This is a genomic window from Streptomyces sp. R33 (genome assembly GCF_041200175.1).
GTDB lineage: Bacteria > Actinomycetota > Actinomycetes > Streptomycetales > Streptomycetaceae > Streptomyces > Streptomyces katrae_B.
This window is the reverse complement of the sequence record NZ_CP165727.1, coordinates 8554359-8579680: the sequence shown is the minus strand read 5'-3', so window position 1 is coordinate 8579680 and position 25322 is coordinate 8554359. Positions and strand designations below refer to the sequence as shown.

The 25322-nt window shown below is 69.1% G+C and carries 22 protein-coding genes and 2 pseudogenes; 15 read left to right on the top strand and 9 right to left on the bottom strand.

Annotated elements, in window-relative coordinates:
* Window positions 1-622 precede the first annotated feature (622 nt).
* From AB5J51_RS39615 to AB5J51_RS39600, 4 genes are all read left to right on the top strand, one after another.
* Window positions 623-2632, top strand: coding sequence for an FG-GAP-like repeat-containing protein (locus tag AB5J51_RS39615; protein WP_369780071.1), 2010 nt, complete (start codon window positions 623-625; stop codon window positions 2630-2632).
* A gap of 156 nt (window positions 2633-2788) precedes the next feature.
* Window positions 2789-4375 carry an FG-GAP-like repeat-containing protein gene (locus tag AB5J51_RS39610; protein ID WP_369780070.1) on the top strand — a complete coding sequence of 529 codons (1587 nt, stop codon included), beginning with the start codon at window positions 2789-2791 and terminating at the stop codon, window positions 4373-4375.
* A gap of 470 nt (window positions 4376-4845) precedes the next feature.
* Window positions 4846-6060 (top strand): IS110 family transposase, encoded by a 1215-nt coding sequence (locus AB5J51_RS39605; protein ID WP_369776508.1) that lies wholly within the window; start codon window positions 4846-4848, stop codon window positions 6058-6060.
* Between the two features lie 429 nt (window positions 6061-6489).
* Window positions 6490-6879: a barstar family protein gene (locus tag AB5J51_RS39600; RefSeq protein ID WP_369780069.1), complete on the top strand. Its 390-nt coding sequence runs from the start codon at window positions 6490-6492 to the stop codon at window positions 6877-6879.
* 273 nt (window positions 6880-7152) lie between these two features.
* On the opposite strand, the gene AB5J51_RS39595 is transcribed toward AB5J51_RS39600, so the two are convergent.
* Window positions 7153-7419, bottom strand: coding sequence for a hypothetical protein (locus AB5J51_RS39595; protein ID WP_369780068.1), 267 nt, complete (start codon window positions 7417-7419; stop codon window positions 7153-7155).
* Window positions 7420-7988: 569 nt separating this feature from the next.
* Here AB5J51_RS39595 and AB5J51_RS39590 point away from each other — a divergent pair.
* The 7 genes from AB5J51_RS39590 (at window position 7989) to AB5J51_RS39560 (ending at window position 16863) form a co-directional block, all read left to right on the top strand.
* The gene (locus tag AB5J51_RS39590) at window positions 7989-8414 is read left to right on the top strand and encodes a hypothetical protein (protein WP_369780067.1); all 426 of its coding nucleotides are present in this window, start codon (window positions 7989-7991) and stop codon (window positions 8412-8414) included.
* Window positions 8414-8977 (top strand): hypothetical protein, encoded by a 564-nt coding sequence (locus AB5J51_RS39585; RefSeq protein WP_369780066.1) that lies wholly within the window; start codon window positions 8414-8416, stop codon window positions 8975-8977. The genes AB5J51_RS39590 and AB5J51_RS39585 overlap by 1 nt, the downstream gene beginning before the upstream one ends.
* Window positions 8977-13644 (top strand): putative T7SS-secreted protein, encoded by a 4668-nt coding sequence (locus AB5J51_RS39580; protein ID WP_369780065.1) that lies wholly within the window; start codon window positions 8977-8979, stop codon window positions 13642-13644. Before AB5J51_RS39585 ends, AB5J51_RS39580 begins: the two co-directional genes overlap by 1 nt.
* Complete coding sequence (locus tag AB5J51_RS39575; RefSeq protein ID WP_369780064.1) at window positions 13641-13910, top strand: hypothetical protein; 270 nt, start codon at window positions 13641-13643, stop codon at window positions 13908-13910. The genes AB5J51_RS39580 and AB5J51_RS39575 overlap by 4 nt, the downstream gene beginning before the upstream one ends.
* Window positions 13911-14147: 237 nt before the next feature.
* On the top strand, window positions 14148-14561 hold the full coding sequence (locus AB5J51_RS39570) for a hypothetical protein (RefSeq protein ID WP_369780063.1): 414 nt from the start codon (window positions 14148-14150) through the stop codon (window positions 14559-14561).
* Complete coding sequence (locus AB5J51_RS39565; protein ID WP_369780062.1) at window positions 14558-15118, top strand: hypothetical protein; 561 nt, start codon at window positions 14558-14560, stop codon at window positions 15116-15118. The genes AB5J51_RS39570 and AB5J51_RS39565 overlap by 4 nt, the downstream gene beginning before the upstream one ends.
* The gene (locus AB5J51_RS39560; RefSeq protein WP_369780061.1) at window positions 15025-16863 is read left to right on the top strand and encodes a tetratricopeptide repeat protein; all 1839 of its coding nucleotides are present in this window, start codon (window positions 15025-15027) and stop codon (window positions 16861-16863) included. The genes AB5J51_RS39565 and AB5J51_RS39560 overlap by 94 nt, the downstream gene beginning before the upstream one ends.
* 443 nt (window positions 16864-17306) lie before the next feature.
* Here AB5J51_RS39560 and AB5J51_RS39555 read toward each other — a convergent pair whose 3' ends face one another.
* Window positions 17307-17723, bottom strand: coding sequence for a hypothetical protein (locus AB5J51_RS39555; RefSeq protein ID WP_369780060.1), 417 nt, complete (start codon window positions 17721-17723; stop codon window positions 17307-17309).
* Window positions 17724-18093: 370 nt separating this feature from the next.
* Here AB5J51_RS39555 and AB5J51_RS39550 point away from each other — a divergent pair, with 370 nt between their 5' ends.
* Both AB5J51_RS39550 and AB5J51_RS39545 read left to right on the top strand, forming a co-directional pair.
* Complete coding sequence (locus AB5J51_RS39550) at window positions 18094-18537, top strand: hypothetical protein (protein ID WP_369780059.1); 444 nt, start codon at window positions 18094-18096, stop codon at window positions 18535-18537.
* Window positions 18538-18715: 178 nt separating this feature from the next.
* A pseudogene (locus AB5J51_RS39545) lies at window positions 18716-18865 on the top strand (IS5/IS1182 family transposase); the annotation flags it as partial.
* Between the two features lie 127 nt (window positions 18866-18992).
* Here the strand turns inward: AB5J51_RS39545 and AB5J51_RS39540 are convergent.
* On the bottom strand, window positions 18993-19724 hold the full coding sequence (locus AB5J51_RS39540) for an SDR family oxidoreductase (RefSeq protein ID WP_369780058.1): 732 nt from the start codon (window positions 19722-19724) through the stop codon (window positions 18993-18995).
* 95 nt (window positions 19725-19819) lie between these two features.
* Between AB5J51_RS39540 and AB5J51_RS39535 the strand changes: the two genes are divergently transcribed.
* The gene (locus AB5J51_RS39535) at window positions 19820-20671 is read left to right on the top strand and encodes a LysR family transcriptional regulator (protein ID WP_369780057.1); all 852 of its coding nucleotides are present in this window, start codon (window positions 19820-19822) and stop codon (window positions 20669-20671) included.
* 110 nt (window positions 20672-20781) lie between these two features.
* On the opposite strand, the gene AB5J51_RS39530 is transcribed toward AB5J51_RS39535, so the two are convergent.
* From AB5J51_RS39530 to AB5J51_RS39505, 6 genes and pseudogenes are all read right to left on the bottom strand, one after another.
* Window positions 20782-21051: a hypothetical protein gene (locus AB5J51_RS39530; protein WP_369780056.1), complete on the bottom strand. Its 270-nt coding sequence runs from the start codon at window positions 21049-21051 to the stop codon at window positions 20782-20784.
* A gap of 287 nt (window positions 21052-21338) precedes the next feature.
* Complete coding sequence (locus AB5J51_RS39525) at window positions 21339-21776, bottom strand: hypothetical protein (protein WP_369780055.1); 438 nt, start codon at window positions 21774-21776, stop codon at window positions 21339-21341.
* Window positions 21776-23071, bottom strand: a complete 1296-nt coding sequence (locus AB5J51_RS39520; protein WP_369780054.1) for an amidase domain-containing protein — start codon at window positions 23069-23071, stop codon at window positions 21776-21778. The genes AB5J51_RS39525 and AB5J51_RS39520 overlap by 1 nt, the downstream gene beginning before the upstream one ends.
* Window positions 23072-23074: 3 nt before the next feature.
* Window positions 23075-23410, bottom strand: coding sequence for a type VII secretion target (locus AB5J51_RS39515; RefSeq protein WP_369780053.1), 336 nt, complete (start codon window positions 23408-23410; stop codon window positions 23075-23077).
* A 401-nt stretch (window positions 23411-23811) separates the two neighbouring features.
* Window positions 23812-24333 (bottom strand): annotated as a pseudogene (locus tag AB5J51_RS39510) (IS110 family transposase); the annotation flags it as partial.
* Window positions 24334-24488: 155 nt separating this feature from the next.
* The gene (locus tag AB5J51_RS39505; protein ID WP_369780052.1) at window positions 24489-24815 is read right to left on the bottom strand and encodes a hypothetical protein; all 327 of its coding nucleotides are present in this window, start codon (window positions 24813-24815) and stop codon (window positions 24489-24491) included.
* Between the two features lie 273 nt (window positions 24816-25088).
* On the opposite strand from AB5J51_RS39505, the gene AB5J51_RS39500 reads away from it, so the two are divergent.
* Window positions 25089-25319 (top strand): hypothetical protein, encoded by a 231-nt coding sequence (locus tag AB5J51_RS39500; RefSeq protein ID WP_369780051.1) that lies wholly within the window; start codon window positions 25089-25091, stop codon window positions 25317-25319.
* The last annotated feature ends 3 nt before the right edge of the window (window positions 25320-25322 follow it).

The window sequence follows — 25322 nt, the reverse complement described above, 5'->3', positions numbered from 1 at the left end:
TGACGCACGGGACGTTCCCCCTGTTGTGATGTGAGGTGTGCGTGCACACGGGCAGGCCGGCGCCCCTCCTCGATGCGGGAAGGGGCCGGTGGCGTCGTTGCGTCCTGCCTGCATGCGCGGGCGGTCCCACCGTCTTCCTTGAAATCGGCTTCCCCAGGCCGAAGACAGCGGTTCCCGCCCCGGGCCGTTGGACGGTCCGGTGCAGCAGTTGTCGATCGGGACTCTAGATCATCGCGACCGGATGATGGTTGTGCAGCTTGCCGGTGTGGCTCTCTCGCCGTTGTCCACGGTCCGACCTGGCGTAGTTCGGCCAGTACCCGCCGGTGCTGCTTTGCCAGCGCCCCGTTGGAACCCGCCGCCCCGGGCTCCCGTTTTGCAATGCGCGCACAGTTTCTTGATGGTCCGTGCAGCAGCGTCTACAGCCGCCGTTGTAGTGGGTACGTGATCGACGGCGAAGTCGTTTCGTGACGGGCGAAGGTGCGGAGCTCGTGTCCGAGGAGCTACTGTTCCCTCGGCCCCCAGGCAATCACGACCGTCCGCACCGTCGCGGCGCGGTCAATTCCGCTCATCCCACCCTCGCGTACTGTTCAGCGAGGGTTGCCTGGAAGGCTTGACACACATCGTGCGTATTCGCAGATGGCTGCCTGCAGCCACGCTGACCGCTGCCTCTGCCGTTGCCGCCGCCGCAGGGGCGCCGCTGGCATCGGCCGACCCGGTGTCGCCGGCCAACGGCAATGCACCCTTCACGGTCGAAGACGGCGCCTACCCGTCACGCTCCGACGTGCTCGGCATCACCGGGGCCGATCTGATCGCGGGCGACGGAAACATCGCCCTCACCTCGTGCTCCGGTCCTTACCAGATCATGGTGTGGGCGCGGAACCTCAAGACCGAGGACTCCAGGATCTGCTTCAGTGCCGCAAACACCGGCTACCTGGCAGTGAACATCCCGCGTGCTTTCCGAATCGAGACCAACGGGCGTGATCTGAGTGCGCAGGTAACGATCAATGGCCAGACCTCAAGCCTCGCCGTGCCGAAGGACACCGCCAAGGGGTTTGGCGAGTCCAATCCGACGGATCCTCAGCGGGCCACGCTGCTGGAGATGCGGGTGACCGGATCCGCGACCGCACCCGCCCAGCCCTCCGGGGACCAGACGTACGCGTTCGCGGGCAAGCTGACCATCGGGGACAACAAGCGGTTCTGCACCGCGACGCTGGTGGACCCGCGCTGGGTGCTCGCGGCGAAGAGCTGCTTCGCCGACAAGCCCGCCGAGAACAACACGGTGGCGGCCGGGGCGCCGAAGGAGAAGACGACCGTCACCGTCGGCCGGACCGACCTGGCGACGTCCAGCGGTCACACCACCGAGATCGTCGAGGTCGTGCCGCGCGAGGACCGGGACCTGGTGATGGCCCGTCTGGAGAAGCCCGCCTTCGGCGTCACCCCGGCTGCCGTGTCCGCGACCGCGCCCACGGCAGGCCAGGAACTGACCGTCGCCGGCTTCGGGCGCACTCAGTCCGAATGGGCGCCCAGCAAGATCCACACCGCGGTCTTCACCGTCGGCACCGTCGCGGCCACCGGCATCGATGTGGCCGCGAAGACCCCGGCGGACGCCACCGTCTGCAAGGGTGACGCCGGCGCCCCTGCCGTGCGCACCGAAAACGGCAAGCCGGCCATCGTCGCCATCGGCAGCCGGTCCTGGCAGGGCAACTGCCTCGACAACACCGAGACGAAGACCGGGGCGTACGACAGCCGCGTCGACGACCTGGGCCAGTGGATCAGCTCGCTGACCTCGCGCCGGTCCACGGCGGTCAACGAGGCCGGCGGCAACGACCGCATCCGCTGGGCCGACTTCGACGGCGACCGCAAGCCCGACTACATCAGCGTCGCCGACAACGGCGAGGTCTCCGTCTGGCTCAACCGCGGCGGCGACCCGGCCGGCGCCAACGGCTGGCAGGGCATCGGCCGGGTGGCCACCGGCCTGACCAACGACCGCAACCGGGTCCGTTTCGCCGACTTCGACGGTGACGGCAAGGCCGACTACATCCTGATCAACACCGACGGCTCCGTCGAGGTCTACCTCAACCAGGGCGGCGACCCCGGCACCGGCTGGAAGCACCTGGGCAAGGTCGCCTCCGGTGTGACGAACGACGCCACCAAGGTCCGCTTCGCGGACTGGGACGGCGACGGCCGCTCCGACTACATGGTCTTCAACGACTCCGGTGCGCTCTCGGTCTTCCTCAACCGCGGCGGCGACCAGTCCGGCAACGGCTGGCCCGCAGCCGGCACGGTCGCCTCCGGCGTGACCAGCGACCGCTCCCGTATCCGCCTCGCCGACAACGACGGCGACGGCAAGGCCGACTACATCCAGGTCAAGGCCGACGGCAAGGTCGACCTCTACCTCAACCGCGGCGGCGACCCGGCCGGCGGCAACGGCTGGAACACGGTCGGCCAGATCGCCAGCGGCGTCACCACCGACCACACCAAGATCCAGTTCGTCGACTTCAACGCCGACACCCACGCCGACTACCTCGTCGCCGGCACCGGCGGCAGCGCCTCCGTCTGGCTGTGGAACGGCGGCGACAAGTCCGGCCCCAACGGCTGGACCGGCATCGGCAAGGTCGCCAGCGGCACCTGACCGGCACCGCAACTACCGCCCCGAGGCGCGCCGGCTCATCGTCGGTGCCCGAGGGCTGACCGTCTGCCCGGCCTTCGAAAGCCGGGCATATGGGCCCGCCCGGTTCCGGTGAGCCGGGCGGGCCCGCTCGACTCCTACCCGAAAGACTCATCGATCGTGGCAAGACTGACCCGCCTCGCCCTCGTGGCCGCCGTCGCCGGTGCCGTCCTGACCGGCATCGCGGCGAGCCCTGCCGCAGCCACCGCACAGCCTTCGCCTCCGCTGATGAGGATCATGCCGCTGGGCGACTCCATCACGGCCGGCGCCGGCAGCTCCGGCGGTGCCGGCTACCGCGCGCCCCTGTGGGACCGGCTCGTGCAGCAGAACCGGTTCGTGCCCGACTTCGTGGGCTCCGGGTCCGTCGGCGCCGTCGGCGATCCCGACAACGAGGGGCACAGCGGCTGGACGATCGACCAGGTCCGAGCCGAGATAGACCGGTGGCAGGACGCCGCCCGGCCCGATGTCGTCCTGCTGCACCTGGGCATCAACGACCTGAAGTGGCATGCCGCCGATCCCGAGGACGCGGCCCGCCGACTGCTCGGGCTCGTCGACCGCCTGCAGGCCCAACGGCCCGGTACCGCCGTCATCGTCCTCGGGCTGTTGCCCGATACGCCGGGCCTGGAACGGCAGACCGCCGCGTTCAACGCAGTCGTCCAAGGGCAGGAGGCGAGCCGGCAGGCGGCCGGGCAGCACTTCCGGTACGTGGCCCCGCCCCGGCTGGACCTGGCCGCCGAACTGCCGGACGGGCTGCACCCCAACGACGCCGGCTACCTCAAGGTGGCCACCGCCTACGACGCGGCCATCGAGCAGACGGTCAGCGACGGCTGGGCCCGCCGGCGCCCGGCGCCCCGCGCAGGTACCGAAGCTGGCGGCATCGGGCCCGTGCGGTGGGCCGACTTCGACGGCGACGGCCGGTCGGACCAGCTCACCATCGCCGACAACGGCGAGGTACGCGCACGCCTGAACCGCACCTCCGGCTGGCAGGACGTGGGGCGCGTCGCAACGGGCGTGACCACCGACCGCACGAGGGTTCGCTTCGCCGACTTCGACGGCGACGGCAGGGCCGACTACCTCCTCATCTCGGCCGACGGAGGGGTCACCGTCTACCTCAACAAGGGAGGTGACGTCTCCGGCCCCAACGGCTGGCAGCACATCGGCCAGGTCGCCTGGGGCACCACCACCCGCCACGAGCAGGTCCGCTTCGCGGACTTCGACGGCGACGGCCGCACCGACTACCTCGCCATCGCTGACGACGGCGCCGTCCACGCCTACCTCAACCGCGGCGGCGACGCGGCGGGCAGCACCGGCTGGCGTGACATCGGCCAGATCGCCACCGGCACCACGACGGACCGGACCCGGGTACGTCTGGCCGACTACGACGGCGACGGCAGGGCCGACTACTGGATGATCAGCCCCAGCGGCGCCGTGACCACCTACCTCAACCGCGGCGGGGACAGCCACGGCGGCTGGCAGTACCTCGGTCAGACCGCGACCGGTCTGACCACTGACCACGGCAAGGTCCAACTGGCCGACTTCGACGCGGACAGCCACGCCGACTACCTCCTCACCGGCTCCGACGGCAGCATCAGCATCCACCTCTTCGACGGCGGCGACCCCTCCGGACCCCACGGCTGGAACCCCATCGGCACCGTCATCGACGCCAAGCCCACAGAAACCCGCAACCTCCCGCCTTCACTCGGCTGACCAGAGCGCTGCGGGCAAAGTCCCGTTGAACGGCTCGGGACGGCAACGGTTGCACCTTTCGCTGCCGAGGCCCTGAGCGGGACGGTCGATGACCCGCACCTCGCCCAGCATCACAAGGGGGTTCCGCGTCGGGCGCGGAAAGGCGATACACCGAGGGAGCGGGCCGGCTGCCGGTCCGTGTCCACGCCGGGACCTGCTGTGCCCCCCCCGTTATCTTTTTCGCGGTCCTGCAATGGGGCCGCTGGCCTCCGGGCCCGGTATGGCTGTGTCCCCTCTGTCGAAGGCATGACCTGGGGGGTGGTGTCGCCGGGTCCGTGGGGTGCCGTCGGAGACGCTGATGAGAGACCCGGCCACCGCCCGGCCTGGCGCAATGCCGGGCAGTTCGCGGGCGGCAGGTCTGCATAACGTGGATGCGCGAGCACGGTGCCGCCGCCGAGGCCGGCAGGATCCAACCACCCTGGAGGGGTGCGATGTTAGACACCGGCGATGTGGCCGTCTTCCTGGGTATGGACGTCGGCAAGAGCGCCCATCACGGTCACGGGCTGACGCCGGCGGGCAAGAAAGTCTTCGACAAGCCGATGCCCAACAGCGAACCGAAACTGCGGGCCGTCTTCGACAAGCTGATCGCGAAGTTCGGCACGGTGCTGGTGATCGTGGACCAGCCGGCCTCAATCGGCGCTCTGCCGCTGACCGTCGCCCGCGACGCCGGCTGCGAGGTCGCCTACCTGCCCGGACTCGCAATGCGGCGGATCGCTGACCTGTATCCGGGCGAGGCGAAAACCGACGCGAAGGACGCGGCGGTGATCGCGGACGCCGCTCGCACCATGCCGCACGTCCTGCGGTCGCTGGAACTGACCGACGAGATCACCGCCGAGCTCACGGTGCTGACCGGCTTCGACCAGGACCTCGCCGCCGAAGCCACCCGCACCAGCAACCGGATACGCGGCCTGCTGACCCAGTTCCACCCGTCGCTGGAGCGCGTGCTCGGGCCCCGGCTGGACCACCCGGCCGTCACCTGGCTCCTCGAACGCTACGGATCCCCGGCCACACTGCGGAAAGCCGGCCGCCGCAGACTCGTCGACCTCATCCGCCCGAAAGCCCCGCGGATGGCCGCCCGGCTGATCGACGAGGTCTTCGACGCCCTGGACGAACAGACCGTCGTGGTCCCGGGAACCGGCACCCTCGACATCGTGATCCCGTCACTGGCCGCCTCGCTCACCGCGGTCCACGACCAGCGCCGGGCGCTCGAAGCCCAGATCAGCACCCTGCTGGAGGCCCACCCTCTTCACCAGGTCCTGACCTCGATGCCCGGAGTTGGGGTCAGGACCGCCGCCGTCCTGCTGGTAACCGTCGGCGACGGCACCAGCTTCCCCAGCGCTGCCCACCTCGCCTCCTACGCTGGCCTCGCCCCCACGACCAGATCCTCGGGGACCTCGATCCACGGCGAACACGCACCACGAGGCGGAAACCGGCAGCTCAAACGCGCCATGTTCCTCTCCGCCTTCGCCTGCATGAACGCCGACCCCGCCTCCCGCACCTACTACGACCGCCAACGCGCCCGCGGGAAAACCCACACCCAGGCGCTCCTCCGCCTCGCCCGCCAACGCATCAGCGTCCTGTTCGCCATGCTCCGCGACGGCACCTTCTACGAGTCCAGAGTCCCCGCCGTCACCCTCGCTGCATGACCATCCCAAACAGCCTCATACCTGGCATCACGTCCTTGACGAAAGACATAGAGACACCCCCCCGGAAACGCTCCACCATGGCTCCCGGAAGCCTCCCGGCCTGCCAAGACGTGTACCGAAGCGGCAGTACCCTGCTAGATTCCGGCGATTTGATCACTTGGGGTGGGTGGGAGGTGTGCTGAGGTGACCAACTCCGGGATCCCATGCGTGGCTGGACTTGTGATGCTTGCGTCACTCACAGCTTGTGGAAGCTCGACGCAGCCTCAACAACCGATACCGTCCGCTGAGCTGCCACCGTTGTCGGCTGCTGAGCTGCTCGGCGATTGGCTGGAAGACATAACCCTCACCGATGGCGGCGCCGATCGCCCATCGCCGACGGCCCGCCCGATCTGGGCGCAGTGGTATCAGGGCCCACCGGCAGCCCCCAACATGTGGGCGCCGTACGACTCACAGGGCAGGGCCGCGTGGCTCGACCTCACCACCCGTGCCTGGCGGGTGCCCACGCCCCGACCGGACCGCTCCGGCGGCGAGTACCACCTCGACGGCCGGTTCGTCACGGACGTCCCCGGGCTGCACTGCGCAATCGCCGAGGCCCTGCTCGGACCTGGCCGCTACTTCGGCCGGGAGTGGAACGCCTTCAAGGACTGCCTGTGCGGTGGATTCGGAGTGGCCCCGCCCTTCACCTTGACCTGGCATGACTCCGAAGTCGCACACCGCGCACTGGCGGACGTTGTGGAGGATCCGGAGGGCCAGCTCTCCTACTTCGAGGAAATCGTGCAACTCCTCGAGCGGCGCGGCGTCACGGTCGTGCTCCGGTAGCCCGCAGGCCCCCCGACTACGACTCGGGGACGGGCGTGCCGGGCTTCAGCGCCTGCTGTTGCCGGGCGCGAGCAGACTGGCGATCTCGGCGGTCGCCTCAGGGGACGGCTTGAAGTCCCAATCCGGCGCCTTCCTCTCATGGCTGGCCGACCGAGGACGCGCAATCGGGCAGTGCCAGCAGGCCGACATCGACGCCTGACACAGTTCAACGTGTGGTGGGGCCGGAGCGGGGTGCGGCGCGCCGGGTGTTCACCCGGACGCCTGACTCGGCCCTCAGCCGCCGCAACCTCCGCAGCCGTTCAGCCCCCGCGAGCTGAGTTCGCAGTCGTCGGACACCCCGCCGCCGATCTCGTCGTCGTCGAAGAAGAGCAGGCCGATGCCGCCGAACATGGGGGGTGCGAAGGCGATGGGTATCAACCACCAGCCGAGGAGATCCTCGGTGCTCTGGAGGTCCGCGTCCAGCACGATCCAGCCCAGTACCCCCCATGCCCCGGCCCACAGCACCGCGCTGAACGCGACCCACCAGTCCACTCGTCTCATGCCCCCACCGCCCCTTCCGCCGCACCCCGTGTGGTGTCTCTGTGCCCGGCGCACGGCGGCGGAACACCCAGCTCCGTCAGCTGTCTCCGGCTGCGGTGCCCGGCTCCCCGCGATGGTGTTCACCGCCGCCCAGGCGAAGGCCATCGCGGGGCCGATGGTCGCGCCCGGGCCCGGTGCGGGGCAATCACTAACCGCCGCGACGGCTTGCCCGGCAGCGTCCGACGGCGCCCGAATAGCGGGGGGTCATCCCCGCGGGTGCGGGGAGCAGACTTTCTGACCTGCAACTCTAGGCGAGCGACAGGGCGTTCTCGAGCACTTTCGCCGAATCCGGAAAACGACGCATAATTCCCATCACACACAAAGCACCACGGTCGTGGGTGCCCCGGGCGGTGCGTGAGTCGCCGGCTCACTGCGGTGCGCTGAAGCGCGCAAGAACGTTGCGTGACCCAACTGCCCCGCCTCCGCCGCTCCGCAGGATCCAACGACGCGCAGGCTCCCGCGCGTCCTCAATAGGATGATTTGCCGATCAAGGTATGGTTCCCTCCGGGTGTCGACCGCCCTGAAGGGGGATGCAGACCGTGGAACTAACCGCAGAGATAGCCGCATATCGAACGGGCACCGGGGATCCCGGTCGTCTGGTGGGTGAGTTCCGGCGGGCAGTACTACTCGTGCCCCTTGCCGGTGGTTCCACCGACGGTGACGGCGGGTTGCTGTCCGCCGTCTCCGGTGGGATCCGGTGGTTCTACGCGTTCACGGACGAGGAAGCCCTGGCCCGGTTCGCTGAGGCCCGTGGGGAAGCCGAGCGCGAATGGCCCTACTTGGCGGTTCTGGGTGCGCGTCTGGTGGATGCGGTCGTTCCGGAGGTGGACGGCCCCGCCGGAGTGGCGGTGAACGTGGCGGATGCGGACGGGTCGATGTTGTTCCCGCCCGTCGCCGGGATCGTGCCCGATGGGTGTGCCGTGGACGTCGAGTCCGAGTCTGCGGGGGTGGCCTGATGGCCGGTGACGGTGACCTCGAGGTGTCCCCGCAGGCGGTTGCCCTGGTGCAGAAGGGGCTGCGGGCGGCGATAGCGGAGTTGCGCGAGTCGGGGGATGCGGCGGGGGCCTCGCAGGGGGCGGGGTTCGAGAACCTGTCGATGACCGCGATGGAGGCCGGGCACGGCACGCTGTCGAAGGATTTCGAGGACTTCTGTGAGCGCTGGGAGTGGGGCGTGCGCAGCCTGATCCAGAACGCCTCCGCCCTCGCGGGCAATCTCGGGATCGCCGCGGGGACGGTGTGGGAGGAGGACCAGTACGTGCAGGGCGCGTTCAAGGTGGTCGCGAACGCCGCGTACGGCAACCCGCATGCCAGTGAGGACGAGATCGAGCAGAAGTCCTGGGACGACATCTTCAGCGCGGACGTCTACAAGCCGGACTACAGCGCCGAATCGTTCGAGAAGGGCGCGCAGGACATCAAGCAGACCTGGTCGGACACCAAGGACACGGTGACCTCCACCGGCAAGATCGGGTCGCTCAAGGACCTGCTGGAGCAGACGAAGGGCAACGGGGGCGGTAACTGATGGGCTGGCGGGACTTCATACCGGACTCGATCGAGGACAAGGCCGAGCACGCGGTCGAGAAGGTCGGCGACGCCATCGAGTGGGCCGGCGACAAGACGGCCGACCTGGCCGAGGAAGTCGGCCTCGACGAGGCCGGCGACTGGATCCGCGACAAGAGCCGCTCGGCGGCCAACCAGCTCGGCGCGGACGTCTCCGAGCTGGAGCTCGGGCAGACCGACGACCCGAAGAAACTCATCTACGGCAGCGTCTCCAAGATCCGCGCGCAGGTTTCGCACCTGGACGACTTCAAGACGGCCTTCGAGTCGGTCGGCAACGGTCTGAAGGCCATGACCCAGCCCGAAGGCCTCAAGGGCAAGACCGCGGACACGTTCCGCGAGACGGTGGCCAAGGAGCCGCCGCGCTGGTTCAAGGCCGCCGACGCCTTCGGCAAGGCCGCCGACGCGATGAATCGTTTCGCCGAGACCGTGGAGTGGGCCCAGGGCAAGGCCAAGGAGGCCCTGGAGGAGTACCAGCACGCCCAGAAGGTCTCCACCGACGCTCGCAGCGCCCACAACAAGAAGGTCACCGCCTACAAGGAAGCGGTGGAAGCGAAGAAGGACCCGCTGCCGCCCAGGCCCGTCGACGCCAAGGACTTCGTCGACCCCGGCGAGACGCTGGCCACCGCAGCCCAGGACAAGCTCGACAGCGCCCGCAAGCAGCGCAACGAGGTCGCCGACACCACCGCCGCGGCCGTCCGCGCCGCCCGCGACGCCGCCCCGCCCAAGCCCTCCTACGCCCAGCAGCTCGGCGACGGCATGGACTATTTGGACCTCGCCTCCACCCACCTGGTGGGCGGCGTGGTCAAGGGCACGGCGGGTATCGTCAACTTCGCCCGGGCGCTGAACCCGATGGATCCGTACAACCTGACCCATCCCGCCGAGTACCTCACGAACCTGAACTCCACGGCCGCGGGCCTGGTCACCATGGCCAACGACCCCATGGGCGCGGGCAAGCAGATGCTCGACGAGTTCATGAAGGACCCCTCCGAGGGCATCGGCAAGCTCATACCCGAACTCGTCGGCTCCAAGGGCCTCGGCTCACTGAAGAAGCTCGGCACCGCCGCCAAGCACGTGGACGACCTCAAGGGCCCGGCCCGCGCCGGGCACACCGCGGACGGTCCGCACGTGAGCGAGACACCGGACCTCGCCAAGCGGTACGACAACACCGACCCGATCGACCTGGCCACCGGCCGGATGTTCCTGCCGCAGACCGACATCGTGCTCCCGGGCACCCTGCCGCTGGTCTTCGTCCGCCGCGCGGAATCGGGTTACACCGCAGGCCGCTGGTTCGGCCCCACGTGGACTTCGACGGTCGACCAGCACCTGGAGATCGATGCCGAGGGTGCCGTGCTCGTCACCGAGGACGGCTTGGTGGTGGCGTACCCGCATCCGGCACCTGGTGTTCCCGTCGTACCGCTGTCCGCCTCCGCACCGCGCCACCCTCTGGAGCGCACCCCTGACGGGGACTGGACCCTCACCGATCCCGAGACCGGACACGTCCGCCGCTTCACCCCGCCTGCCGGCGACCCGGACGGCGACGGCATCGCACCGATCTCCCAGCTCGAGGACCGCAACGGCAACCTCGTCACCTTCGAGTACGACGAACACGGCACCCCGCTCGGCATCACCCACTCCGCCGGCCACCGCCTCCGCTTCGACACCGCCGACGGCCGCATCACCGCCCTGCACCTCGACGGCGGCCCGCGCATCCTCGCCTACGGCTACACCGACGGGAACCTGACCGAGGTCACCAACTCCTCCGGGCTGCCGTTGCGCTTCGCCTACGACGACCGCGCCCGCATCACCTCGTGGACCGACACCAACGACCGGTCCTACACGTACGAGTACGACGAGCAGAACCGCTGCATCGCGGAGGGCGGCGGCGACGGGCACATGGTGCTCAACCTGGCCTATGACGCCGTCGACGAGGCGACGGGCCACCGGGTCACCGAAACCGTCACGGGCGAGGGCCACACCCGCCGGTACCTCGTCGATGACCGGTACAGGATCGTGGCCGACGTCGACCCCCTCGGTCACACGACGCGCTACGTACGCGACCGCCACAACCGTCTGCTCGCGCAGACCGACGCGCTCGGCCGCACGACCTCCTACGGCTATGACGACGAGGGCCATCTGGTCAGCGTGACACGCCCCGACGGGCGCGGAACGACGGCCCGGCACAACGAGCTCGGCCTGCCCGTCCACGTCAAACGGGCCGACGGCCAGGTAGTCCGGTACTCCTATGACGAGCGCGGCAACCGCGTCGCGACCACCGACTCGATGGGCAGAACCACCCTCTTCGCCTACAACGAAGCCGGTGCCCTCACTTCCGTCACCGACCCCCTGGGCCACACGACCACCATCCGCTGCGACGGCGCCGGGCTCCCCGTCGAGGTCACGGATCCGCTCGGGGCCACGACACGCTTCGTGCGGGACGCCTTCGGCCGCCCGACCTCCATCACGGACGGGACTGGCGCCACCACGTGCCTTCAGTGGACGGTCGAAGGCCGGCTCGCCCGCCGCGTCCACGCGGACGGCGCCGCCGAGAGCTGGACCTGGGACGGTGAGGGGAACTGCACCAGCCATACCGACCGGCTCGGCGGGGTCACCCGGTTCGAATACACGGAATTCGACGTCCTCACGGCGCGCACCGGCCCCGACGGCGTCCGCCACGCCTTCCGGCACGACGCCGAGCTGCGTCTCACGGAAGTCACCAACCCGCAGGGCCTGACCTGGAACTACACGTACGACGCCGCGGGACGCCTCACCTCCGAGACGGACTTCGACGACCGTACGGTCACCTATACGTACGAGGCCACCGGAGCTCTCGCCTCCCGCACGAACGCACTGGGCCAGACGACCGCGTTCGAGCGCAATGCCATCGGCCAGATCATCCGCAAGGACGCGGCCGGCAGCATCACCAGCTACGCCTACGACCTCACCGACCAACTCGCCGAGGCCCAGGGACCCGACGGCACGAGAGTCACTCTGCTGCGCGACCGCGAGGGCAAGCTGCTGTCGGAGACCGTCGACGGACGCACACTCGCGTACACCTACGACGGCCTGGGGCGCCGTACCAGCCGTACCACGCCGACCGGCGCGACGGCGACATGGAGCTACGACCGTGCCGGCCGCCGCACGGCGATGACGGCCTCCGGCCGCTCCATCGCCTTCACGTACGACGCCGCAGGCCGCGAGGTGGCGCGGCGGATCGGCGACTCCCTCGTCCTCAGCCACGCCTTCAGCCCCGCCGGGCTGCTCACGGCGCAGTCCGTGACCGGCCCGACCGGTGCCCGCGTGCTCCAGCGCGACTACAGCTACCGTGCGGACGGCCACCTCACCGCTGTCGACGACGCAGCCGGCGGGCGCTTCGAGTACGAGCTCGACCCGGCCGGGCGGGTCACCGCGGTGCACGCTGCCGGCTGGAACGAGAGCTATGCCTACGACCAGGCGGGGAACCAGACCTTCGCCTCCTGGCCGACGGACCATCCCGGCAACGAGGCGAACGGCGCGCGCACCTACGACGGGAACCGCCTCACCCGCGCCGGGGCCGTGCGCTACGAACACGACGGGCTCGGCCGCGTCACCATGCGACGCAAATCCCGTCTGTCACGGAAGCCGGACGTATGGCACTACGTGTGGGACGCCGAGGACCGCCTCGTCTCCGCGACCACCCCTGACGGCACCCAGTGGCGCTATCTCTACGACCCGCTCGGCCGCCGCACGGCCAAGCTCCGTCTGGCGCAAGACGGCGAGAGGGTAGCCGAGCGGATCGACTTCACCTGGGACGGAAACACGCTGTGCGAGCAGATCAGCAGCTCGACTGAGCAGCCCCACGTCGTGGCCCTCACGTGGGACCACGAGGACATTCGGCCGATCGCCCAGACGGAACGCATCCTCGACGCATCGAGGGAAGAGGTGGACTCGCGGTTCTTCGCGATCGTCACCGACCTGGTCGGGGCTCCCACCGAGATGGTCGACGACTCCGGCAACGTGGCATGGCACACCAGGTCCACGCTGTGGGGCCTCACGACGTGGGCGGCGAACAGCACCGCCTACACGCCGCTCCGCTTCCCGGGCCAGTACGCCGATCCCGAGACGGGCCTCCACTACAACTACTTCCGCCATTACGACCCCGAGAACGGCCGCTACCTCACCTCGGATCCCCTCGGCCTCACCCCGGCGCCGAACCCCTTCACCTACGTGGCGAACCCGCATGCGTGGACGGACTACCTGGGCCTCGCACCGGACTACGTCCCGATCTACCGCACGCCGAAGGGGGCCCACGCCCAGTACGAGCTGGACCACGGCCCGAACCCTGCCAACCACCAGCCGGGGGTGGACATCGGCGGCGGCATCATCTCGGACGGCAAGATCTACTTCGGCGAACGGGCGGTGGCCGCCGAGTACGCTGGGCCGACCGGAGCCAACTTCGCCAAGGGGATGGTGAAGTACGAGATGCATCCGCGGTTCCTCGAGGAATTCGGCGACCACGTAAAGGTTCATGACAGGAACGGGCCGAACGGCGCTGTCCGGCTGGAGTTTGAGATACCGGTGGAAAAGCTCGACCGGTTCAACGAACTGACCCAGCGTCGCAGCTGGGTCGACGTCTATGGAGGACCGAGTTGAGATTCCACGATCACCAAGAACTCGACGTGACGATCGTCGGGGTAGCGCCCGTGGGCTCGAAGGTCGAGGTGGACGGGCACGAGGGCGTATTCGGCTTCATCGACCAGGTGAAGCACCCGTCCTGGTGGGACGAGAACGTGGCGGCGCCCTGCGCCGGCGACAAGCTCCACGTCTGCGTCCTGGACGCCACCCGCGAGCCGTACCCCCGCCTCAGCGCACTGCAGAACGACATCGACATCGCCCGACGCCTGCGCGGGGAGGCGTAGCGGAAGCGGGGCGAGCCGTCGTCATCCTGAGGCGCCGGTAAGAACGCTGCCACCAGCTGCAAGCAAGGGGCGTCGCGTTCGGCACCGCAAGCGGTGGAAGCCGACCGCTGCAGCGCTCTCGCCGCCCTCAGGACCGTCCGGGGTGAACCCCACCCGTCCGGGCCCGCCGGCCGCTAGGTTCGATGGACGGCCCAGGGACGGGCCGGCCCGGAAGGACAGCTGGACAAGGGGGTTCGGGTGGCGAGGCGGAAGGCGTGGGCGGCTGTTGCGGTGATGTGCGCCGTGGTGGTCGTGGGACTGGTGCTGGTCGTGGGATTGGCGGACCTGGAGACGGCGGACAAGGTCGCCAGCGTGGTGGGGGCCGGCGTGGGGGTGATCGGGCTGGCTGTGTCGGTGTTCGTGCTCACCCGCGGCGAGGGCACTCCGCCAGTGGCCGGTGCCCGGTCCGTGCAGGCCCGCGGCGGGATCGGGCGGGCGGTGACCGGCGACAACAACCAGCTCACCACGCCTGCCCCCGGGCCCCAACCGCCAGCAGCCGCAGGGGGCGCCGTCGGCGCCGGCGGCGGCCTGGCCGTTCCCGGAGAACGCGGCGTGGCCGCGGACGGCAGTATCGGCGAGGCCGTCACCGGCGACGGGAACCAGCACCCATGAGCACCTTCCGACGCAGCAAGAACGAGGGCGGCCCGGGGAAGACGGTGCCGGGCGAGCGCGGACTGTCAGCCGGCGGTGACATCGGCCTCGGAGTCTCCGGCGACGGCAACGAGATCACGGTCCGGGACCTCCTCACCGGCGACAACAACTCCATCACCCACCAGTACCACCTGCCCGCGAAGAGCAGCCCGGCTTGGCCGCACCAGGTCGGTGTGATCCCGTTGCCGGCACGGTCTTTTCAGCACCGCGGGGAGGGAGACCGGCTGCGGGAGGCGGTCGAGGGCGGCGGTACCGCGGTGCTCTCCCAGGTGCTGACTGGGATGGGCGGCGTCGGCAAGACCCAGCTCGCCGCCGACTATGCCCGCGCGGCCTGGGACGACGGCGGCCTGGACGTCCTGGTCTGGGTGACCGCGAGCGCCCGGTCGGCCGTGGTGAGCGGGTTCGCGCAAGCCGGTGTCGAGTTATGCCGGGCCGACACCGACAACCCCGAACAGCTGCGAAACAGTTCCTGGCCTGGCTGGCTCCCAAGCCCGGGCAGCGGCCGTGCCGATGGCTGATCGTCCTGGACGACCTCGCCGATCCCGGCGACCTCATCGTCCACCCCGACGATCCCGCCCACCGCTACAGCCTGTGGCCGCCGGCCAGTCCCCACGGCCGGGTACTGCTCACCACCCGCCGCCGCGACGCCGCCCGCTTCAGTGAAGGCCGTCGGCGTATCGAAGTCGGCCTGTTCACCCCCGACGAATCCCTCGCCTACCTCACCGCATCCCTGGACGCTCAGGGCCGCACCGAGCCCGCAGACCAGCTCACCGCCCTCGCACACGACCTCGGACACCTGCCCCTGGCCCTGGCCCAAGCCACCGCCTACCTCATCGACTCCGGCGAATCCGCTGCCGCCTACCGACATCTACTGGCCGACCGCGCCACCACCCTCGACCACCTCACCCCCGACACCCTGCCCGACGAGCAGGCCACCGCCCTCGCTGCCGCCTGGTCCCTGTCCATCGACCGCGCCGACACACTGCGCCCCGCCGGCCTGGCCCGCCCCATGCTCCACCTCGCCGCACTCCTCGACGCCAACGGCATCCCCCAAGACGTCCTCACCGGCCAGAGCGCCCGAACCCACCTCGCCGCACACCGCACCACAACCGGCCCCACCCCGCAACAAACCCCTGTCTCCCCCGCGGACGCGGTACGCACCCTGCGCGCCCTGGACCGGCTCAGCCTCATCGACCACCAACCGGGCACCCCCCACCAGGCCGTCCGCGTCCACCAGCTCATCCAGCGCACCACCCGCGACACCCTCACCCCCCACCAGTACGACCAGGCCGCGCGTACCGCCGCCGACGCACTGGGGGCCGCCTGGCCCGCCGTCGAGCGCGACACCGACCTCGCCCAGGCCCTACGCGCCAACACCGACGCCCTCACTCGCTACGCCGAAGACGCCCTGTACCAGCCGGACGCGCACCCAGTGCTGTACCGCCTCGGCCGCAGCCTCGGTGAATCCGGTCAGGTCACTACCGCCATCGACCACTTCCAGCACCTCACCGACACCACCGGCAGCCGCTTGGGTGAAGACCACCCCGGCGCCCTCACCGCCCGGAACAACCTCGCCATCTTGCGAGGGGAGGCAGGGGACGCGGCCGGGGCCGCGCAGGCCCTCACCGACCTCCTGGCCGACCAGACCCGGGTGCTGGGCAACGACCACCCCCACACCCTCGCCACCCGGGGCAACCTCGCCACCTGGCGGGGGGAGGCGGGGGATGCGGCCGGAGCCGCACAGGACCTCGCCGACCTCGCGGCCGACCAGACCCGGGTGCTGGGCAACGACCACCCCCACACCCTCACCACCCGAAGCCAACTCGCCACCTGGCGGGGGCAGGCGGGGGATGCCGCCGGAGCCGCACAGGACCTCACCGACGTCCTGGCCGACCGAGTGAGGGTGCTGGGCGAAGAACACCCCGAGACCCTCACCGCCCGAGGCAACCTCGCCATCATGCTGGGGGAGGCGGGGGATGCGGCCGGAGCCGCACAGGCCCTCGCCGACCTCCTGGCCGACCGAGAGAGGGTGCTGGGCAAAAACCACCCCCACACCCTCACCACCCGGAACAACCTCGCCACCATGCGGGGGCGGGCGGGGGATGCGGCCGGAGCCGCACAGGCCCTCGCCAGCCTGCTGGAGTCCACGGTGCGGGTACTGGGCCCGGAACACCTTCACGTGCAGATCATTCGACAGAACCTCGACCACTGGCGGAAGGAAGCGGAGAGGACTCCTGGGACGTCGGGTAACGATCACTCGTGAGACACCAAGATCACCTCGGTGTCGGAGCCTGCCGCGACTGCCACGCGCGCCGCGTCCACGTGAAGCCCACCACCCCAAACTCCACCGGCACGAGCCGAACCGTAGCCAGAACCGACGGCTGCCCGGCGATCTTTTCCGCTACCTCCAGCGCGTCCCCTCGGAGGTAGTCACGGCAGTGAGCCGGTGATCCGTGTCCCACTCATAGCACCAGGTACACGGCTTGCGGGAGAACCGGGTCCCCTGTCGCAAGATGATCCTGCCGAGGGCGTCGTCTCGAGGTATGGATGCCAGAACCCGCCGCGGGACACGATCGGCATGCACGGCGTAATCCAACTGTCCCGACCCGGGCCGCAGCGGATATAGTGGAGGTACCAAGTTACTCAGGCGCGGAAGGCCCTCCACCACGGTGGAAGGCCTTCCGTCTTGTGCGGCTCTCGCCCAGGTCAGGCGACCTGGAGCTTCGGGCGGCCCGTCGGGGTGGGCGGCGCCTGGTGGTACGTCGGCAGCTTCAGGTTCGGCAGGTCCCCCGCCTGGATGCGGACGAGCGCTGCACGGAGCGCAGCCTCCATCGCCTCAGGGCTCCCGTCCTTCGCCGCGAGCGGGTGGAGCCGGTAGGAGTTGCCGTTGCGCTCCTCGCTGCGCGGCCTGAGCACGATGTTCAGGTCGCACAGGGGCGCCATGAGCCCGCTGACCGCCTGCGGGGTGACCCCGTACTCGGCCGCCATGTCCTTCTGCCGGACCGGCAGTGTGCCCCCGAAGTCGCTGCGAGCGACGAGGTACTGGAGGAACTTGACGGCAGACCCTGACAGCGGCAGGGCCCAGATGCGCTCCGCGACGATCGGAGACATGACGTTAGCCATGGGACAGCCTTCCTCGAGAACGGTTGCCCGTTACAGGGGCATGGCAGCACTATCACCCGGTACGTCTCCTTCCGCGAACGTCGGCTTCGGTCCCGAAGTCGAGGTCCAGCTCCTCCTGATGGGCGCCTTCCGGTCCCACCGAGTACGGGAACACCGCGCACTCAGTTACTGGTATGCGGGCCGGGGTGGAGAACCCCGATGCTCACAACCGGCCCCGCAGCCGACCGAGGAACCGGCCGGCACGAGCGCGGTGCAGTCAAAACGTCTGTCGCCCGACGGCTGGAGCGGCGTTCCCCGGGGAAATCGGCTCGACGGCACCTTGCACAGCGGGGAGTATGCGACGCGACCGATCAAGCGCCCGGAGACGCACGTGGGAAACCGACAAGCAGACATCGACTTCACCTTCCAGCACCCAACCACCATGCGCGCCCTGCTGGAGGTGCTCACCCCCGCGGGCTGGTGCGCCGAGGAACGTCCCGGCTACATCTCGTACATGGTCAATGACGCAGACGACATGCACGACTGGTACGACAGCACCCCCGATCGTCTCAACGCCGTGCTCGCGGAACTGGACGCCACGGCGAACCTGCCCTACACCGTCGCTCTGAACGTGTACCACCCACAGGCCGGCACCGGCGGCATGCTCGTGCTCCAGCCCCAGCGCAGGGAACTCTCCTTCCTCCCCACGATCTACCGCCGAGGCATCCCGGGCGCGCCGAAATTCACCGACCTCGCCTGGTACCTGCACGCCCTTGTCCCGTCCCTCCTCAGAGTCGGCCTGACAGACTACGAGGCCCGGGAAAACGGCAACTAAGACCTGTTTACCGCGACGTACGCGAGGCGCCCGGCTCCGCTTCGCGGAGGAGGATCACGCCGCGGGCGAGGCGGGGTGGATGTGATGCTCCAAGCTCTCGCTGCCCCGGCGGGCACGGGGCCGAGTTCGAGCGCCAGCCCGCCCCGGAGGAGGTGCTCTGGATCCGGGACCGGATGCGACACATCAAGCGGCTGCGGTCCGCCCGCTGCTGGCGGCCCGCGGCTTCGCCGTCCCAGACCGTCCAAGCGTCCGGCTGCGCACGCTGGAGGACCTGTTCGCCTGCGCCGATGCGGAAGGCGTGGAGCTGCGGATCTACGGGACCGAGGTGTAGGTCCGCCGCCCGCGCGGGCCGCCCCGGCCGCAAGGCGGCCGGGACAGCCGTCACAGGCGATGAGCCTGTTCGAGATGCGCGGATGAAGCCCGCCTCACCTGGCGGGTGATGACCGCCGTGCACATCACCAGGGCACTACGCCGGCGTCCTCAAAGAACTGGCCGGTCGGGCCGTCGTCGGGCAGGGTCGCGAGTTTGATGGCGATCGCCGCGCCCTGTTCGGGGGTGCGCACGCCGCGGTAGCCGTTGAGGTCGGTCGCGACGTAGCCGGGGCAGCCGGCATTGATCAGGATTTTCGTGCCGCTCAGCTCCCGGGCGTACTGGAGGGTGACGGCGTTCAGGAACGTCTTCGACGGCGCGTACGCCACGGCCACCGGACCCGTCGTCTGCTCAGCAGCGGTTCCTGACTGCCGGGTGAGGGAGCCGACGCTGCTGGACATGTTCACGATCCGGGGTGAAGCAGAGCGGCGCAGCATCGGCAGCATCGCGTTGGTGACGCGGATGACGCCGATCACGTTGGTCTCCACGACCGTCCGGATGGTGGCGGGATCGACCCGGGTGGGCTCCTGCGGCCAACCGCCGGTGATGGCGGCGTTGTTAACGAGCACGTCGAGGCGCCCGGCCTGTTCCTCGATCAGCCGTGCGGCGGCGGTGACGCTCGCGTCGTCGGTCACATCCAGTGGTACGCCGAACGCATCGACGCCGACCTCGCGAAGTCTTTCCACTGCCGCTTTACGGCGCTGATCGTCGCGGGCGCCGACGCCGACGCTCCAGCCGAGGGCGCCCAGGCCCGCGGCGATCTCGTGGCCGATTCCCTTGTTCGCGCCGGTGATCAGCGCAATCGTTCGTTCGCTCATGGGGACCATGCTGCCCTCGGACTCCGGCGGGGGTCCAAGACCGATCGGGTGGGCAACGATACCGTCCGGGTATTGATCGGGGGTAACGTGGCCGTATGGAGACCCGGGAACTGCGCTATTTCGTCACTGTCGCTGAAGAGCTGCACTTCGGTCGCGCCGCGCAGCGGCTCGGGATCGCGCAGCCGCCCCTGTCACGGGCGATCCAGCAGCTCGAACGCCGGCTCGGGGCAACGCTGCTGGATCGGACCAGCCGCACCGTCACGCTGACCGAGGCCGGTTCGGTGCTGCTGGCCGAGGGCCGGGCGGCCCTCGGCGCGGTCGATGCTGCTGAGCGCCGGACGCGCCGCGCTGCCCTTTCCGCGACCGGGCGTCCCGGCCTGGTCCTGGTGACGAAGGCCAGCGCGTCCCGCGAACTGCTGGCGAAACTGCTCGACGCGTACGCCGCCGAACCCGGCACGGTCGCCGTCGACGTCATCCTGTGCGGCCCGGCCGAGCAGGAACGACTTCTGCGCGAGGGCCGGGCCGACGTGGCGCTGCTGCACCGGCCGTTCGACTCGACGGCCGGGTTCGACACCGAAGAGCTCAGCACGGAGGGCCAGGTTGTGGTCCTGCCGGCCGGGCATCCGCTCACTGTCCGGGACCATGTGCACATGGCCGACATCACCGGGCTGCCGGGCCTTCCTCTGCCACGTTGGCCTGGCCCGGACGGCACCTACCCGCCCGGCCCCGGCCCGCAGGTCCGCGACCACGCGCAGTTGTTGCAGCTCGTCGCGCTCGGCCGGGCCTGCGCGGTCTCACCGGAGTCATGCCGAGCCCAACTGCCCGGTGACCTCGCCGCCGTACCCGTGCTGGACGCGCCGAAAGTCACCACCGTGATCGCCTGGCCACCGCACGGTCGGTCCAGAGCCGTCGCCGACCTTGTCCGCACTGCGACAAGTCTCCAGTAGTTCCAACATGCCTGGCCAGGTTCCACCTGACCTCGATCCGGCTCGTCAGCGGACCCGGTCCGTCAGCTTGGCGTACCGATCTGTTCTGCTTCGTCGTCGCTCATTGCCGTCTAAACCGTCACGATCGATGCCACGACGTCTACCTCGGCCGGGCCGCTGATACGAAGCCAGGCGAGCTCGTTCAATCCGTTGAATCGGCCGACGCGGCCAGCTGCGTCCTCCGGCCAGGGGTGTGGCATCACTGGCAGGTGCGTCAGGGAGATCGCGTCGATGAAGCAGCCGGAGATCTGAGGGGGCTTCGACACCACGACGTGGCGAAGGTCGGAGGGAGAGATCACGACGTCGGGCTTCGTCGGCCCGTCTCTCATGGCGATCTCCATGGAGTCACGTGACGCTCGGATCGAGCAGCTGCGCCGGGCACGACGAAAGGGCAGCCCGGCCAAGACCACCCGCGCCATCGCTGCCGTTCGTGACCTGCTCGCGGCCGGACAACGTATCGCTTCGGAGCCTTCGTCCGAGCGCGCTGACCCGCGTGCCGTGGACACGCACGCGGGTCCGTCCACACCGCCGGCCCTACCTCGGCAGGCAGGCCACGGGATCTCCGGCAGGCGGGCGTTGACCGATTCGGCCACGTTCGTGGACTGACGACGCCACGCCTGCCACCTCGTCAACCGCAGTCACCGAGGATCGACCCCGACCCGTCGGGGGTCTGCATGGCCCACACCATGAACAACTCCAGCAGGATCGCCGGCACATTGAGCGACACGCTGATGAGGGCCAGGAGCCCCGGCCAAGTGTCCCGGAGCCGGACACCGTGGCGTCGCCGGAGCCGTATGGCGAGCAGCACGCAGACGATCACCGCCGAGAGGCCGAGGGCCAGCCCCGCCCACCCGGCGACATGTTCCATTTTCGGGAAGGGCATGTGCCGGCAGGCTGCCTGTTGCCGGTCGACCCAATCTCCGTGGATGACCTGCACGTAGTAGGAACTGACCACGCCGAGAGTCGCTGTGGCCGGGACGAGCAGTGCGGAGATCACGGTGCCGGGCGTGACCGGACGCTGCCGCGTGGTGTCGCGGACCGCGGTGGTGGAGGGGGTGGTGTCCATCAGTACCAATTCGGGTGGGGTCGGACGATGTGTATGCGCTGCTCGCCGTGGTTCCTGGTGGCTACGTGTTCGCGGCTCTCCAGGCTCACGTTCTGGAACGAGCTGGTGTGCTGGGTCAGTTTGATGTCACCGTCAGGGGTCACAGAGGTGACGACGGCAGCGTGATAGATCTCGCCCTGGGGCTCGTCCGGATCGGGAGCCACCTGCTCGTAGAAGATGACGTCGCCGGGACGCGTGTCCGATCGTGTGACTTCTTCGCCGCCGTTGCGGACCAGGAACTCGTGCAACCCCTTGGCCTGTGCCCATGAACGGGAGTGGTAAGCCCGTTGATCGACCCAGTCCCACCCCAGGCCGCTCTCCCGTCCCCAGGTGTTGTCGCCGCGGGGCCCCAGCCAGAAGTCGAACTTCTTCTGCATACCTCCGGCCTCGAGGGCCGACGACGTGAAATTGGCGCAGTTGTTCTCGAACTTCAGGTCGTCCTTCTTGTCCCAGTGGTCGAGTGCGTACCGCACCATCTCGACCCTGTCGATCTTCCCGTCGGGTCCGCGGATCTCGCGCCCGACCTCGGGCGGGAGGCCCTTGAGGTCGGCGAGGGTCACGGGATCGGCCCGCATGAGGTCTTTCTGCTGTTGGGCCGTCAGGCCGTCCCACCAGGCGCGGACGAACTGCGGGTCCTTACCGACGGGGATGTCCGCCCTGAGGATGTCGAACTCGAGGTGGGACGCCTCGACGAGGAGCTCGTTGTGCGCTTGTGAGGTGTCGGAGACGTTGATGGTCTTCGCGAGCTTGTCCAGCTCGGCGGAGGCCTTCGCGTCCGCCTGGGAGGCCTCGCGCAGGGCTTCCTCGATCAGCGCGTTGACCGTGGCTATGTGCCCCTGTTCCTTGGTGTAGGCGTCGCGCACGTTCTGCGGGACGTTCGGACCGACGGGGGCGGCGCCGGTGTACGCGCCCACGGCGCGGCCGTCCTGGATGCTCAGCCCGTTCTCGCCCGCCAGCTCGACGGCGTGGGAGAGGGTGCGCTGGGCGTAGCCCATGGTGTGGGCCAAGGCGTCGAGGACCATGGCCACGCCCTTCATGATGTCGCCGCCGGACTCGAGCCGGTTGGCGAGGTCTTCGAGGCGCTGGCCAGCCGTCTTGCCGGTGGCGTCCGCCCAGTGCTCGTCGAGCGGCTTCTTGCCCTGCGCGCGAATGTCCTCGCAGGCCGAAGAGGAGCGCCGGGCGAGGTCGACCCAGTCGTCCGCCGCCTTCTGCCACTGGTCAACACGGCAGTCGTACAGGTCGTGATAGGTGACCACGGGTCAGTTCCTCCCGAAGTCAGCGAGACCGTGCTGGAGCCGGCTGAAGGCGTCCCTCGCCTGGGCGTCCGTGGTGTCGTAGGCTTTGGCCGTGGTGTGGAGGTTGTCGGCCATGGTGTTCATCTGCTTCCCCAGGTCGACCATGTGGTCCTCCCAGGCGGTCGCACACCGCTTCAACGCCGCGGCCGAGGCCCAGCCGTGGTGACCGTCCGCTGCCGTATCGCTCGAATCGAGCGACTTGCGAAGGTTCTCCAGTGCTTTTGCGGCCGCCTCGTTGGTTCCTCCTGCACCCTGCCGTACATAGTGCGTCTTGATGTCTATATCCACGAATTCCCCCATGCATGGTTCGATGGACACCCTAACCTCGACTGCATGTTCGGTTCGTCAGCTACGTGGCGGAGCGATCCACTGGCTTCTAAAGCATGGCCACGATGATGACAACCGCAGGCTGATCAGGCCTGATACACGCCGGTCCTGAGCCTCACCCGTCGAAGCGGGGCCAGCAGAAGTCGTGTTCGAGCAGCGGCGTCAGGTCCCGCGGTGGAGCGAGTCGAAACAGACGACCGACTCGTCCTCGTCGCCGCTGACCTGTACGAGCAGTCCCGGGGCTACGAAGAACCTTTTTCGCGGTGTAGGTCGGCAGGATCGGGCTCAGGGGGACGGGGCGCAGGATGTTCCACAGCGCGTCGAGGCGCGCGGTCGGCATGCAGTACGTCCATGCGTTGCACGTGGTTGCCCAGGTCGAGGGCGCGCTCGAAAGCGGGGAAGATGCCGGTCAGGAGGCCGCGAAGGCGGTTGACGGCTCGGGTGCGGTCGCAGACCAGGTCGGCACGGCGGCCTGTGAAAAGACGGAGCTCGATGATGGCTTCGTCGCCGGGCCTGATCGGCTGCACATCGCGCCGCATGCGGGCTTGGTCGGCGATGACGTGTGCGTCACGGGCATCGGTCTTGCCCTCGCCGCGGTAGCCGGCCGTGGCCCGGTTCACGGTCCGGCCGGGGATGTAGAGCACCTGCTGGTCGTGGTTGAGCAGGAGAGCGATGACCAGAGCGGCACCACCGTCGGCAAGGTCGATGGCCCAGATCACCTCGTCACCCAGAGCGAGAACATACATGATCAGCTGCAGAAGGTCTGGCTCGTCATTGGCCACCCGCCTCGATGACAGCTTGGCGCCCTCCCCGTCGATGACGAAGCAGTGGTGGTGGCCCTTACCGGCATCGATGCCGGCCCAGATGCGATTCAATCGTGATCCCGGATGATTCATGTCCGGCCGGCCGCCGTCCACGCCTGCCGCCATCGCTGGACCGACCGGACGCTGACGGCCTCCGCAATGCTGCCCGAGGCCGAAGCGCCTTCATCCCGGCGGTCAGGTGATGGGTGATCTTCGCCGACGCCCGGAAGTTCCCGTGGACGGCCTCGTCATCGCACATGGCGGTCAGGTCCGGGTCTGCGTCGGCCCAGAGGGGGTGAAAGGCCGGGATGACGGTGTAGGACCTCCTCCAGTGGCATGGGTTCGATCTCCTGCCACGCGTACGCCCGGGCCTCCAGCATCGGCTCGCTCTGCAGCATCTCGAAACAGCCGTCACCGCCCGTGAACACGATCGTCAGATCCAAGCCAATGTCATCCCACAAATAGCGCAGATAGCGGAACTGGATAGGGCGCGTCAGCCTCGGTGCGAGCTCACGCAGCGAAGTATTCACCGCCAACGACCTACCCCGGCCCGCCTGCCCGTAGATACAGATCATCGCCCGCGCCTCGGCAATCGCCGCCGCAGAGATGTGGGCGAGGCGACGAGCGTGAGGGTGAAGATCGCTTACGCCAACAGGAGGGAACGATTCTGTTCTGTGCGATGTGTGCGGGTGGCGATTCGATAACGATGATCCCTTGAATAATCCTATTTGAGCATGCTCACACCATTTAGCTTCACAACCTGATCCTTAGGCTCCGCTTAGGTCGCCCGCATGCCTGCGATGTGACTGTTTTCAATCGGAAAGTGGTCAGGGGAGATTGTGGAGTCCTTGGACAACATCGAAGAGCCGGTGACGGGGGGAACCAACGTCGGCATGAGCCCGGGCAGACTCCGTGTCACCGCCACAGGCGTGGCTCTGCTCATGTCGCTGTCGACCATCTACGGGGCCGAGGCCGCCGTGGCGCAGCAGTCCGCGAAGCGGGCCGCCGCCGCGCAGAAGCCGGCCGCCGTGACCGCCGCTGCGGACATCTCGTCGGCCCGTGTGGCTGCGCGTCTGTAGGGC

Coding starts and splice junctions, on each gene's coding strand:
- AB5J51_RS39525 (WP_369780055.1), bottom strand. CDS start 21,776: ATGGACACCACCCCCTCCACCACCGCGGTCCGCGACACCACGCGGCAG.
- AB5J51_RS39535 (WP_369780057.1), top strand. CDS start 19,820: ATGGAGACCCGGGAACTGCGCTATTTCGTCACTGTCGCTGAAGAGCTG.
- AB5J51_RS39560 (WP_369780061.1), top strand. CDS start 15,025: ATGCCGGGCCGACACCGACAACCCCGAACAGCTGCGAAACAGTTCCTG.
- AB5J51_RS39595 (WP_369780068.1), bottom strand. CDS start 7,419: ATGAGACGAGTGGACTGGTGGGTCGCGTTCAGCGCGGTGCTGTGGGCC.
- AB5J51_RS39580 (WP_369780065.1), top strand. CDS start 8,977: ATGGGCTGGCGGGACTTCATACCGGACTCGATCGAGGACAAGGCCGAG.
- AB5J51_RS39515 (WP_369780053.1), bottom strand. CDS start 23,410: ATGGGGGAATTCGTGGATATAGACATCAAGACGCACTATGTACGGCAG.
- AB5J51_RS39565 (WP_369780062.1), top strand. CDS start 14,558: ATGAGCACCTTCCGACGCAGCAAGAACGAGGGCGGCCCGGGGAAGACG.
- AB5J51_RS39540 (WP_369780058.1), bottom strand. CDS start 19,724: ATGAGCGAACGAACGATTGCGCTGATCACCGGCGCGAACAAGGGAATC.
- AB5J51_RS39585 (WP_369780066.1), top strand. CDS start 8,414: ATGGCCGGTGACGGTGACCTCGAGGTGTCCCCGCAGGCGGTTGCCCTG.
- AB5J51_RS39600 (WP_369780069.1), top strand. CDS start 6,490: ATGTGGGCGCCGTACGACTCACAGGGCAGGGCCGCGTGGCTCGACCTC.
- AB5J51_RS39505 (WP_369780052.1), bottom strand. CDS start 24,815: ATGATCTGTATCTACGGGCAGGCGGGCCGGGGTAGGTCGTTGGCGGTG.
- AB5J51_RS39605 (WP_369776508.1), top strand. CDS start 4,846: ATGTTAGACACCGGCGATGTGGCCGTCTTCCTGGGTATGGACGTCGGC.
- AB5J51_RS39590 (WP_369780067.1), top strand. CDS start 7,989: ATGCAGACCGTGGAACTAACCGCAGAGATAGCCGCATATCGAACGGGC.
- AB5J51_RS39555 (WP_369780060.1), bottom strand. CDS start 17,723: ATGGCTAACGTCATGTCTCCGATCGTCGCGGAGCGCATCTGGGCCCTG.
- AB5J51_RS39530 (WP_369780056.1), bottom strand. CDS start 21,051: ATGGAGATCGCCATGAGAGACGGGCCGACGAAGCCCGACGTCGTGATC.